Genomic DNA, 11618 nt, shown 5'->3' with positions numbered 1-11618 from the left:
GGGCGGGACCGGGGAGGGGGCTGGTTCCGGCTCCCCGGGCACGGCCTTGCCGGCGCCAGGACTCAGGCGGCGCCGGCCACTGCCACCTGCACCGTCTCGATGCGGGCGGACGGGGCGCGGGCGATCTGCGCCGGGTCGTGCGAGGCGGAAGTGCAAATGAATAGCTGGCGGCCGTCCGCGCCGCCCAGCATCACGGCGAAGGCGCCGGTGCCCACGCTGACGCGGTGCGTGACGCGGCCCCCTTCGAGCACGCGCAGCACCTGGTCGCGCCCTTCCGGGTTGGCGACCCAGACGGCGCCCTCGGCGTCGAGGCAGATGCCGTCCGGGTGCACGCCGGCGTCGAACGCGGCCCACACGCGCCGGTTGTGCAGGGCGCCGGTGGCGTCGATGTCAAAGGCCGTCAGGCGGTGCGCCATGCATTCGGCCACGATCAGCGTCTTGCCGTCCGGCGTGATGACCATCCCGTTGGGGAACGACAGTCCGTTCGCCACCACCGCCGTGCTGCCGTTCGGCTCCACCTTGACGATGACGCAGCTGTCGACGGGCTGGTTGGCGGGGTCGAAAAAATTGTAGCCGATGTCGCCCGCGTAGAAGCGGCCGTGGGCGTCCGTGATGCCATCGCTCAGGCAGAACGTGGTCAGTTGCGACAGGTCGGCCAGCGGCGCCAGCTGCGCGCCATCCCAGCGGTACAGCTGGCGGCCCAGCGCGTCGCCGAACAGCCAGGCGCCGTCGGGCGTGCGGCCCAGGCCATTGGGCAGGAATGGCAATGTCAGCACCGTCGCCAGGGTGCCATCCGGCGCGACCGTCTTGATGCCCTTGTCGTGGATGTCGATGAACCACAGCTTGCCATCGTGCCAGCGGGGGCTTTCCGTGAATTTCAGGCCCTGCTTATTGTCGATCAGTACATTGCTTGTCGGTGTCATGGGGATTTCCGGTCGGAGTGAGGTGTTCAAGAGTCTTCTTGAATTCACCCGACGGCGCTATCGGAAATCCGAAACCCCCGCTACGACTGGTCGGCGCTGCGCCGCAGCGTGTTGGAGGGCAGTTCGTCGAAGCAGTCCTTGTAGGCCCGCGAAAACTCGCCGAAATGCCAGAACCCCCAGTTCAGCGCCTGTTCCGTGACGGTGGTCGAGCCCGGGCGCGCCTGTAACAGGGCCTGGTGCACCCGGTGCAGGCGGATGCGGGTCAGGTAGGCGGTGGGGCTGAGCGCCATGACGGCCCGGAACGCGTATTCCAGCGTGCGCTCGCTGACGCCGGCGGCGCGGCACAGGTCCGTCACGTACAGGCGCTCGTCGGCGTGCGCCAGCGCGTGGCGTTCGGCCGCCCGCACGATGTCGCTTTGCAGCTGGCGCGTGCGTTCGCGCCGCTCCGGTTCTAGCTTGCTGGTGCCCGACAGCGTAGTCAGCAGCGTGTCGACCAGGTCGGCTTGCGCGGCCGCGCGCTGTTCCTTGTTGTTGAACAGTTCGGGGTCCGCCGTCGCCACCTCCACCAGCCTTTTGCCCCAGGCGAACAGGTTGCCGGCCGAATCGGCACCCACGTGCAGCACTTGCACTTCCTGCGGCAGATGGAAGCTGTCCTCCAGGTCGCGCACCTTCAGGTGGGCGCTGACGTCCTCCGGGCGCAGCAGGAAGGTCATGCTTTCGTAGCCGGGATCGCTCACCAGGCTGATGCCGGTGGAGGGCGGCACGGCCAGCATGATGTCGTGGCGCACCTGCAGGCCGTTGACGCTGCCGCTGGCGTCGGGACCGAAGGCCACGAAGGCGATGAACTGGTCGGGCAGGCTGGGGCGCGAGCGCAGGCGCAGGTTGGTGAATTGGTGGGCCAGGATGCAACCATCGAGACGGATGATCACCTGCCGCGCCTTGAGCGGCTTCGATTGCAGGCGCACCAGATCCTGGTCGATCACCTGAAAACCGGCGTCGACCATCGACTGGTTGTCGATGTCGCGGATTTCCACCGCGGGCAGGGGCGGGCGCGTGTCGGTATTTTGCATGGCATAACTATGCGCAAGTATGTGGCTCATGTCCAGTCGAATGATGACTATCAGGGCAGGAAGATTCACTCGGCGTTGCATGCAGCTAGCGCTTACCGCGCCGACCGAGGGATAGGCTGGCTCGGCTTCGTACCCACAGTGCCAGATCGTCGAGAAAATTCACAAATTGCGGAAAACTGATAGTCCTCCTTAGTGATTTATCTGAGACTACTACCTTTGTCTCCGGATGGGCCACGAGAACCCGTAGACCCGCCGAATCGCCAAGCAATCAACAAGGAAAGCCATGACATATCCAGCGAGCACAGGATGGCAACTGCACTCCTTAATCAAAGACAGTGGAACGTTGGAATTATCCCTGCGGAAGATGCCCGTCGCCGACCCCGCAGTCGATGAAGTGATCATCCGGGTTGAGGCAGCACCACTTAACCCATCTGATTTCAACCTGCTCTTTGGCGCAGCGGACATGACGACTGCGCAAGCGTCCGGAACGGCAGAATTTCCGGTCGTCACCGCCACCGTTCCGGCGACGGCGATGCCCGCCATGCAAGGCCGATTGAATCAATCGATGCCAGTAGGCAATGAAGGTGCCGGCGTGGTTGTAAGAGCCGGAAAATCACCCCAAGCACAGGCATTGCTCGGCAAAACGGTCGCAACGTTCGGTGGCGAGATGTATTCGCAATATCGCTGTGCCAAGGCTGCGCAATGTGTCGAGCTGCCGGACGATTGCACGGCCGCGGATGGCGCGGCCATGTTTGTCAACCCGCTTACGGCACTGTGCATGGTGGATGTCATGCGCAAGGAGGGACACAAGGCGATCGTCCATACCGTCGCGGCGAGCAATCTGGGGCAGATGCTGATCAGGCTGTGTCAGAAAGAGCATATCGGCTTGGTAAATATTGTTCGTAGCCAGTCCCAACACGATTTGCTCAAGGAAATGGGGGCCAGGTGGGTTTGCAATTCCGCGTCACCACACTTTATTCAAGATCTGACGAACGCGATTGAGGCCACCGGTGCGACGCTGGTATTCGACCCGATAGGCGGGGGCGATTTACTGACGCAGATCATGGCCGTGATGGAAAAGTCGCTGGCTCAATCCGAGCCCTATAGCCGATACGGGTCGGCAAAGCGTAAGCAGGCATACATCTACGGGGTGCTTGATCGTTCCCCGACCACCATCAGGCTGAACTTTGGTCTGGCCTTTGGCATCGGCGGCTGGTTGCTAACGCACTATATGCAAACACTGAGTACGAGCGAGCGGATGCAGATGCAGGCGCGCGTGCTGGCCGACCTGAAAACGGTTTTCGCCTGCCACTATGCGCGGGTGCTGTCGCTGGCTGAAGCGCTCCATCTCGATGAAATTGCCATCTACAGCCAACGTGCCACCGGGGGCAAATATCTGATCAATCCTTCAATAGGCTTGCCAGCTTAATACGCAAGAAATACTTGGAAAAAAGATGCTCAAACTCTACGGTTTTCCATCTAGCAATTACGTCAATATGGTGCAACTGGCGCTGCTCGAAAAAGGTGTACCTTTCGAATTTGTGTTGACCTATCCGGGCCAAAGTCCCGAATTCCTCGCAAAAAGCCCACGCGGAAAAGTGCCATACTTGGAAACACCCAGCGGCTATCTGAACGAATCCAGCGTCCTGCTCGACTACATCGAAGAAGCGACCGACGGTGTCCCGCTGCTTCCCAAGGACCCAGGTGAGAAAGCCCGTGTGCGAGCTTTGATGAAACAGCTTGAGCTGTACATTGAGTTGCCGGCACGCAGCTGCTATCCGGAGGCCCTGTTCGGTGCGAAGTGTTCGGAGGCAATCAAAGTCAAGGCGCGCGACGAGTTGCTCTCCGGCTTTGCGGCACTGAAGCGCCAAGCGAAGTTCTCACCCTACCTGGCAGGCGACTCGTTCACCATGGCCGATATCGTGTTTCTTTACTCCGTTGAATTGGGCGTGTCAGTCGCCAAAAAACTCTTTGGCATCGACCTTCTGGACGGCTTCCCTGAAGCCAGCGATTTGCTACAGCGCCTGAGCGGGAGGCCACATGTACAGTCGATAGCAGCGCAACGCGCCGTCGAGTGGCCAAAATTCATTGCTGCCGTCCAAGCTAAATACCAGGTCCGCTGATTCTTGATGCGTTTGCCGTCGCCAGGTGCACCAGGTCCTGGTCGATCACCTGTAGGCCGGCGTCGACCATCGACTGGTTGTCGATGTCGCGGATTTGCATCGCGGTATACGAGCGAAACGTTCAGTGTCTTGCCGAGTGCCTTGGCGGCCTGCTCAGCGAATTCAATTTTCGACGAGTGGCCAAGATCGAACAGTCGATCCACCTGGGGCATATGCGTTGCGCGCGCTGCGCCAGGCTGGCATGGCAAGAAGAAATTCGTCGGCTACGACACCACGGCATACCGGCTCGATGGCTTGCGGATGGGCCAAATCAACAGCCTGATCATCCCGGTTCCGCGCTGGGCAGGATGGCGGTCCGCGCCGCGCGGTGCGGCGCCAGCGCTCACAGCGTCTCGCGCACGTAGCTGATCCCCACCTCGTCGTAAATCTCGTAGATCACGGCCAGCATGCTGAGCAGCTCTTCCGAGCGGTCCAGCTTGCGCACGCTGAACATCACGGGCGAGATGGCGTGGCGGTCCGAGATGTCGCGGTAGACCACGTCGTCGCGCCGCATCCCTTTCACGCTCTCCGGCACCACGGCCACCCCCTGGCCGGACGCCACCAGGCCGATGGCGATCTGCAGTTCGCGCACCTCCAGCACCTGGTGCGGGGTGATGGAGCGCTCCGTCAGCACGGCCAGCACCTGGTCGGCAAAGCTGGGGCGCGGGGTCTTGGGGTAGACGATCACGCATTCCATCTGCAGGTCCAGCAGCTTGACGGGATCGGTGGAACTGGCCAGCGGATGGTTCGAGGGCAGGGCCACGATCAGCCTTTCCTCGCGCAGCACGATGCGGCGGATGTTGGGGTCTTCGCTCTTGACGCGGCCGAAGCCGACGTCGATCACGCCATCCTTCAAGGCCTGGATCTGCTGCATGGTGGTCAGCTCGTGGAACGTCACCTCGACGTTGGTATTGCGCTCGCGGAAGCGGCGCACGATCTGCGGCAGCAGGCCGTACAGCGTGGAGGCGACGAAGCCGATCGACAGCGTGCGCTCGATCTTGCCCACCCGCTGGGTCATGGTTTTCAGCTCGGCCGCCTTGGCCAGCAGCTCCTGCGCGTGCGCGTGGAAGAAGTGGCCCGCTGCCGTCAGGCGCAGCGGGCGCGATCCCTTTTCGATCAGATCCACCCCCAGTTCCTCCTCCAGCAACTGGATCTGCCGGCTCAATGGCGGCTGGGCGATGAACAGCCGCTTGGCGGCGCGGGTGAAGTTCTTCTCGTCCGCGACGGCGACGAAATAGCGCAGGTGACGTAATTCCACATTATACCTTTTGAGTATGGAAACAATACTAACTCAGTGTTGGACGGGCCGGTTTGCGTGGCATATCGTGTATCCATTGCGACCCATTATACAAATTAAATATGATCACGAACATAGAAGTCATCCTGGCAGACGTGCCGACGATCCGTCCGCACAAGCTGTCCGTGGCGACCATGCAGTCCCAGACCCTGGTGCTGGTACGGGTGCGCTGTGCCGACGGGATCGAAGGCTGGGGCGAGGCGACCACCATCGGCGGCCTCAATTACGGCGAGGAGAGCCCGGACAGCATCAAGGTCAACATCGACAAGCACATCGCGCCGCTGCTGATCGGCATGGAAGCGAGCCAGGTGGCCAAAGCGATGGCCAAGATCCGCAAGATCATCCAGGGCAACCGCTTCGCCAAGTGCGCGATCGAGACGGCGCTGCTCGATGCGCAGGCCCGCCGCCTGGGCGTGCCCCTGAGCGAATTGCTGGGCGGCCGGGTGCGCGATGCGCTGCCCGTGGCCTGGACCCTGGCCAGCGGTGACACGGCCAAGGACATCGCGGAAGCGGAGCAGATGCTGGAACTGCGCCGCCACAACATCTTCAAGCTCAAGATCGGCAGCCGGCCCGTGGCCGATGACGTGGCCCATGTGCTGGCCATCAAGAAGGCGCTGGGCGATGCGGTCAGCGTGCGGGTGGACGTGAACCAGGCCTGGTCCGAACTGGACGCGGTGCGCGGTATCGCGGCGCTGGAGGCGGGCGGCATCGATTTGATCGAGCAGCCCGTGCGGGCCGAACACACGGCCGCCATGGCGCGCCTGGCGCAGCGTTTCTCGGTGGCCCTGATGGCCGACGAGGCCCTGCATGGCCCGCTCGACGCGCTGGCCTTCGCCCGTAACGACGGCACCGACGTCTTCGCCGTCAAGATCACCCAATCCGGCGGCCTGGTGCCGGCGGCCCAGGTGGCGGCGGTGGCGCAGCTGGCCGGCATCGGCCTGTATGGCGGCACGATGCTCGAAGGCGGCGTCGGCACGGCCGCCTCGGCCCACCTGTTTGCCACCTTCGGCGAGCTGGCCTTCGGCACCGAGTTGTTCGGCCCCTTGCTGCTGACGCAGGAAGTGCTGCGCACGCCGCTGGTCTACCAGGACTTCATGCTGCAGGTGCCCACCGGCCCCGGCCTGGGCGTGGAGCCGGACATGGACAAGTTGCGCGACCTGCGCCGCCGCTGATCGCGCCGCGCATCGAAAAACGGAACAGAGGAGACCACGATGTTATTCCACGTACGCATGGATGTGAACCTGCCGCCGGCCATGCCGCCCGCCCAGGCCGAAGAATTGAAGAAGACCGAGCGCGAACTGGCCCAGAGCCTGCAGCGCAGCGGCCAGTGGCGCCACCTGTGGCGCATCGCCGGCCAGTACGCCAACGTCAGCATCTTCGACGTGGCCGGCGTGGACGAGCTGCACGCGCTGCTCACCTCCCTGCCGCTGTTCCCGTATATGCAGATCCAGATCATGCCGCTGTGCCGCCACCCCTCGTCGGTGCGCGACGGCGACGCCTGAACCCTACACCCCACCCAACTGAAGGAGACTAGCATGACCCATAACGACATCGATACCCTGGTTAAAGGCTGGATTTGCGATACCGCCACCGGCCCCGTCAACCCGCGCGTGCAGCAGGTTGTGCTGCGCCTGGTGGGCGACCTGTGCAAGGCGATCGAAGACCTGGACATCCAGCCCAGCGAATTCTGGAAGGGCCTGGAATACATGAGCGAAGCGGGCGCCCGCAATGAACTGGGCCTGCTGGCGCCGGGCCTGGGCCTGGAGCGCTTCCTCGACATCCGCGCCGACGAAGCGGAAGCGAAGGCCGGCCTGACCGGCGGCACTCCCCGCACCATCGAAGGCCCGCTGTACGTGGCCGGCGCCCCCGAGAGCAAGGGCTACGCCCGCCTGGACGATGGCACCGAGAGCGACAACGCCGAAGTGCTGTTCATGCAAGGCACGGTGCGCGACCAGGACGGCCAGCCGCTGCCGGGCGCCAAGGTCGAAGTGTGGCACTGCAACCTGCTGGGCAATTACTCCTTCTTCGACAAGACGCAATCGCACTTCAACCTGCGCCGCACCATCATCGCCGACGGCGAAGGCCGCTACCAGCTGCGCAGCATCCTGCCGGTCGGTTACTCCTGCCCGCCGCAAGGCACCACCCAGCGCCTGCTGGACCAGCTGGGCCGCCACGGCCACCGTCCGGCCCACATCCACTTCTTCGTCAGCGCCGACGGCCAGCGCAAGCTGACCACCCAGATCAACATCGACGGCGACAAATACCTGTGGGACGATTTCGCCTTCGCCAGCCGCGAGGGTCTGGTGCCGCCGGTGCGCCACGTGTCCGAGCCGGGCGCCATCGCCGCCAAGGGCCTGCAGGCGCCGTATGCCGAGATCGACTTCGACTTCCAGCTGCACGCCGAAACGCCGGTCGCCCCTGCCGCCCAGGTGGAGCGCGTGCGCGCCGCCGCCTGAGGGAGAGCGAGATCATGATCCCCATCCATCCCGCCGCCGCGCCCAGGCTGGAAAGCCTGGACGGCTTCCTGGTCGAGGACAAGGAGCGCGGCGACTATCGCCTGCACCGCCGCGCCTTCACCGACCCGGCCCTGTTCGAACTGGAGATGAAGCACATCTTCGAAGGCAACTGGATCTACCTGGCCCACGAAAGCCAGATCCCGCAGAACAACGACTACTACAGCACCCATATCGGGCGCCAGCCGGTGTTCATCGCGCGCAACCGCCAGGGCGAGCTCAATGCCTTCATCAATGCCTGCACCCACCGGGGCGCGCAGCTTTGCCGGCACAAGCGCGGCAACAAGGCGACCTACACCTGTCCGTTCCACGGCTGGACCTTCAACAACAGCGGCAAGCTGCTGAAGGTGAAGGACCCGGAGGATGCTGGCTACCCGGACTGCTTCAACAAGGAAGGTTCGCACGACCTGAAGAAGGTGGCCCGTTTCGAGAGCTACAAGGGCTTCCTGTTCGGCAGCCTCAATGCCGACGTGGCGCCGCTGGCCGAATTCCTGGGCGAGGCGGGCAAGATCATCGACATGATCGTCAACCAGTCGCCGGACGGGCTGGAAGTGCTGCGCGGCTCGTCGACCTACACCTTCGACGGCAACTGGAAGCTGCAGGCCGAGAACGGCGCCGACGGCTACCACGTGTCGGCCGTGCACTGGAACTACGCGGCCACCACCAACCGCCGCAAGGATGAATCGGAGACGCGTCCGGACAATATCCGCGCCATGGATGCGGGCAAGTGGGGCAAGCAGGGCGGTGGTTTCTACGCCTTCGAGCATGGCCACCTGCTGCTGTGGACCCAGTGGGCCAATCCGCAGGACCGGCCCAACTTCCCCCGCCGCGAGGAATATGCGCAGCGCTTCGGCGGCGCCACGGCCGACTGGATGATAGGCCGCTCGCGCAACCTGTGCCTGTATCCGAACGTGTACCTGATGGACCAGTTCGGGTCCCAGATCCGCCTGCTGCGTCCGATCTCGGTCGACAAGACGGAAGTGACGATCTACTGCATCGCGCCCAAGGGCGAGTCGGACGAGGCCCGCGCCCGCCGCATCCGCCAGTACGAGGACTTCTTCAACGTCAGCGGCATGGCCACGCCGGACGACCTGGAGGAATTCCGCGCCTGCCAGCAGGGCTACATGGGCAGCGCGCTGGAATGGAACGACATGTGCCGCGGCAGCGAGCACTGGATTGCCGGCGCCGACGCGGCCGCCCGCGAAATCGGCCTCAAGCCGGTGATGAGCGGCGTGAAGACCGAGGACGAAGGCCTGTACACGATCCAGCACCGCTACTGGCTGGAAGTGATGCAGCGCGCCGTACGCAGCGAAGGGGAGCAGGCATGAGCACCGTTTCCATCACCGATATCTGCGCCTTCCTGTACCGCGAAAGCCGCCTGCTGGACGACCAGCAGTGGGATGACTGGCTGGCGTGCTACCACCCGCAGGTCCAGTACTGGATGCCGTCGTGGGACGACGACGGGGAGTTGATCAGCGATCCGCAGCGCGAGATTTCGCTGATCTACTACCCGACCCGCCAGGGCCTGGAAGACCGCGTGTTCCGCATCAAGACCGAACGCTCGAGCGCCACCATCCCGGACACGCGCACCAGCCACAACATCTCCAACGTGGAGATCGAGCGGCAGGACGGGGCGCGGGTGACGGTGCGCTTCAACTGGCACACGCTGAGCCATCGCTACCAGACCGACTTCAGCCACTTCGGCATGATGCGCTACGAGATCGACTTTTCGGGCGGGCAGCCGCTGATCACCAATAAATACGTGGTGCTGAAGAACGACTACATCCATCAGGTGATCGACATCTACCACCTGTAGGCAGGCACCGCACGCCGTATCCGCTTTACCGCAACAGAACCAGGAGACAGACGATGAGCTACCGCATCGCACTGCAGTTTGAAGACGGGGTGACCCGCTTCATTTCTTGCAACGACAACGAAAAGCTGGCCGACGCCGCATATCGCCAGAAGGTCAACATTCCGCTCGATTGCCGCGACGGCGCGTGCGGCACCTGCCGCGGCTTGTGCGAGTCGGGCAGCTACGACATGCCCGAGTCGAGCTACATCGAGGATGCGCTCACGCCGGAGGAGGCGGCCCAGCGCCACGTGCTGGCCTGCCAGATGAAGCCCACTTCGGACTGCGTGGTGCGCATCCCCGCCACCTCGGCGGCCTGCAAGACGGGCGTGTCCCGCTACGCCGGCAGCCTGGCGCAGGTCAAGCGGCTGTCGGAGACGACGCTGGGCTTTTCGATCGAACTGGAGGAGGGCGCCGATGTGGGCTTCCTGTCCGGCCAGTACGTCAACGTCGAAGTGCCAGGCACGGCGCTCACGCGCTCCTATTCGTTCAGTTCCGCGCCCGGCGCACGCCGTTACGACTTCGTGGTGCGCAACGTGCCGCAGGGCCGCATGAGCACCTTCCTGGCGCACGACGCGCAGGTCGGCCAGCCGATCTCGTTCTCCGGTCCGTACGGCAGCTTCTATCTGCGCGAAGTGCAGCGTCCCTTGCTGCTGCTGGCCGGCGGTACGGGTATCGCGCCTTTCCTGTCGATGCTGCAGGTGCTGGCGGCCAGCGGCTTCCGCCAGCCGGTGCGCATGGTGTTCGGCGTGACCAACGACGTGGACCTGGTTGCGCTCGACCATCTGGAGCGCATCGCGGCCAGCCATCCGCAGTTCAGCTACCGCACCGTCGTCGCTTCGGTCGACAGTCCGCATCCGCGCAAGGGCTATGTGACCCAGCATGTCGATCCGGCCTGGCTCAACGGCGGCGACGTCGATCTCTACCTGTGCGGTCCCGTGCCCATGGTGGACGCGGTGCGGCGCTGGCTGGCCGAATGCGGCGTGAGCCCGGCCAATTTCTATTTCGAGAAGTTCTCGGCCAGCAGCGAGGTGGCGGCATGAGCGCGCGGCGTTTTGAAGGGCAGGTTGTCGTCGTCACGGGCGCGGCCCAAGGCATAGGCCGCGGGGTGGCGCTGGAACTGGCGCGGGAGGGGGCGCAGCTGGTGCTGGCCGACCGCGCGCAGCTGGTGGAGGAAGTGGCGGCCGAAGTGCAGGCGCTGGGCGCGCTGGCGCTGGTGTCCCGGGTGGACCTGGAAACCTGGGCCGGCGCCGAGCAGCTGGTGGCGGCCGCGCTGGCCGCCTACGGCCGGGTCGATGTGCTGATCAATAACGTGGGCGGCACCATCTGGGCCCAGCCCTACCAGGAGTACACGCCCGAGCAGATCGAGGCGGAAGTCCGGCGCTCGCTGTTCCCCACGCTGTGGTGCTGCCGCGCCGTGCTGCCGGACATGGTGGCGCGCCAGCAGGGCGTGATCGTCAACGTCTCGTCGATCGCCACCCGCAGCATCTACCGCATTCCGTACGCGGCCTCCAAGGGCGGCGTCAACGCCATGACGGCCAGCCTGGCGATGGAGCATGCGCAGGACGGCATCCGCGTCAACGCGGTGGCCACCGGCGGCACGGAGGCGCCGCCGCGCCGCTGACCGTAGCCACATGGTTTGAAATATTTGGACAAGAGAATTGAAATATTGCAGAGCGTTTGTCTAGATACAACTAGCGGCACATTTGGTGTACGCTAGTCCTGTAGGCTAATGAGGCGTGGAAATTCGGAGTCCACGATCACGGGTCTTGACCATGTGTATGGAGGGACGTCCGGCCTC

General features: G+C 64.1%; 11 protein-coding genes and 1 pseudogene. 9 read left to right on the top strand and 3 right to left on the bottom strand.

Annotation, left to right across the window (positions count from 1 at the left end):
* Positions 1 to 62: 62 nt before the first annotated feature.
* A complete protein-coding gene (locus tag H3H36_RS02610) occupies positions 63 to 923 on the bottom strand; it encodes an SMP-30/gluconolactonase/LRE family protein (RefSeq protein ID WP_182213644.1) in 861 nt (286 codons plus the stop codon).
* Between the two features lie 80 nt (positions 924 to 1003).
* Positions 1004 to 1993, bottom strand: a complete 990-nt coding sequence (locus H3H36_RS02605; RefSeq protein ID WP_182213642.1) for a helix-turn-helix domain-containing protein — start codon at positions 1991 to 1993, stop codon at positions 1004 to 1006.
* Positions 1994 to 2276: 283 nt separating this feature from the next.
* On the opposite strand from H3H36_RS02605, the gene H3H36_RS02600 reads away from it, so the two are divergent.
* Positions 2277 to 3422 (top strand): zinc-binding dehydrogenase, encoded by a 1146-nt coding sequence (locus tag H3H36_RS02600; RefSeq protein WP_182213640.1) that lies wholly within the window; start codon positions 2277 to 2279, stop codon positions 3420 to 3422.
* Between the two features lie 25 nt (positions 3423 to 3447).
* Positions 3448 to 4116, top strand: a complete 669-nt coding sequence (locus H3H36_RS02595) for a glutathione S-transferase family protein (protein ID WP_182213638.1) — start codon at positions 3448 to 3450, stop codon at positions 4114 to 4116.
* 382 nt (positions 4117 to 4498) lie between these two features.
* On the opposite strand, the gene H3H36_RS02590 is transcribed toward H3H36_RS02595, so the two are convergent.
* Entirely contained in the window at positions 4499 to 5413 is a 915-nt protein-coding gene (locus H3H36_RS02590; protein WP_182213636.1) for a LysR family transcriptional regulator, read from the bottom strand.
* A gap of 101 nt (positions 5414 to 5514) precedes the next feature.
* Between H3H36_RS02590 and H3H36_RS02585 the strand changes: the two genes are divergently transcribed.
* From H3H36_RS02585 to H3H36_RS02555, 7 genes and pseudogenes are all read left to right on the top strand, one after another.
* Entirely contained in the window at positions 5515 to 6624 is a 1110-nt protein-coding gene (locus tag H3H36_RS02585; RefSeq protein ID WP_182213633.1) for a muconate/chloromuconate family cycloisomerase, read from the top strand.
* A gap of 39 nt (positions 6625 to 6663) precedes the next feature.
* Positions 6664 to 6954 (top strand): muconolactone Delta-isomerase, encoded by a 291-nt coding sequence (catC, locus tag H3H36_RS02580; RefSeq protein WP_182213631.1) that lies wholly within the window; start codon positions 6664 to 6666, stop codon positions 6952 to 6954.
* A 33-nt stretch (positions 6955 to 6987) separates the two neighbouring features.
* Positions 6988 to 7908 carry a catechol 1,2-dioxygenase gene (gene catA / locus H3H36_RS02575; RefSeq protein WP_182213629.1) on the top strand — a complete coding sequence of 307 codons (921 nt, stop codon included), beginning with the start codon at positions 6988 to 6990 and terminating at the stop codon, positions 7906 to 7908.
* A 14-nt stretch (positions 7909 to 7922) separates the two neighbouring features.
* Positions 7923 to 9293, top strand: coding sequence for a benzoate 1,2-dioxygenase large subunit (gene benA, locus H3H36_RS02570; protein WP_182213627.1), 1371 nt, complete (start codon positions 7923 to 7925; stop codon positions 9291 to 9293).
* On the top strand, positions 9290 to 9781 hold the full coding sequence (gene benB, locus H3H36_RS02565; RefSeq protein ID WP_182213625.1) for a benzoate 1,2-dioxygenase small subunit: 492 nt from the start codon (positions 9290 to 9292) through the stop codon (positions 9779 to 9781). Before benA ends, benB begins: the two co-directional genes overlap by 4 nt.
* Before the next feature lie 53 nt (positions 9782 to 9834).
* Positions 9835 to 10860, top strand: coding sequence for a benzoate 1,2-dioxygenase electron transfer component BenC (gene benC / locus H3H36_RS02560; RefSeq protein ID WP_182213622.1), 1026 nt, complete (start codon positions 9835 to 9837; stop codon positions 10858 to 10860).
* A pseudogene (locus tag H3H36_RS02555) lies at positions 10857 to 11438 on the top strand (SDR family NAD(P)-dependent oxidoreductase); the annotation flags it as partial. The gene benC and the pseudogene H3H36_RS02555, both read left to right, overlap by 4 nt.
* Between the last annotated feature and the right edge of the window lie 180 nt (positions 11439 to 11618).

This window comes from Rugamonas fusca (assembly GCF_014042365.1).
Taxonomy (GTDB): domain Bacteria; phylum Pseudomonadota; class Gammaproteobacteria; order Burkholderiales; family Burkholderiaceae_D; genus Rugamonas; species Rugamonas fusca.
The sequence above is the reverse complement of the archived record's forward strand: the minus strand, read 5'-3'. Positions and strand labels throughout refer to the sequence as shown.

Coding starts and splice junctions, on each gene's coding strand:
- H3H36_RS02610 (WP_182213644.1), bottom strand. CDS start 923: ATGACACCGACAAGCAATGTACTGATCGACAATAAGCAGGGCCTGAAA.
- H3H36_RS02605 (WP_182213642.1), bottom strand. CDS start 1,993: ATGCAAAATACCGACACGCGCCCGCCCCTGCCCGCGGTGGAAATCCGC.
- H3H36_RS02600 (WP_182213640.1), top strand. CDS start 2,277: ATGACATATCCAGCGAGCACAGGATGGCAACTGCACTCCTTAATCAAA.
- H3H36_RS02595 (WP_182213638.1), top strand. CDS start 3,448: ATGCTCAAACTCTACGGTTTTCCATCTAGCAATTACGTCAATATGGTG.
- H3H36_RS02585 (WP_182213633.1), top strand. CDS start 5,515: ATGATCACGAACATAGAAGTCATCCTGGCAGACGTGCCGACGATCCGT.
- catC (WP_182213631.1), top strand. CDS start 6,664: ATGTTATTCCACGTACGCATGGATGTGAACCTGCCGCCGGCCATGCCG.
- catA (WP_182213629.1), top strand. CDS start 6,988: ATGACCCATAACGACATCGATACCCTGGTTAAAGGCTGGATTTGCGAT.
- benA (WP_182213627.1), top strand. CDS start 7,923: ATGATCCCCATCCATCCCGCCGCCGCGCCCAGGCTGGAAAGCCTGGAC.
- benB (WP_182213625.1), top strand. CDS start 9,290: ATGAGCACCGTTTCCATCACCGATATCTGCGCCTTCCTGTACCGCGAA.
- benC (WP_182213622.1), top strand. CDS start 9,835: ATGAGCTACCGCATCGCACTGCAGTTTGAAGACGGGGTGACCCGCTTC.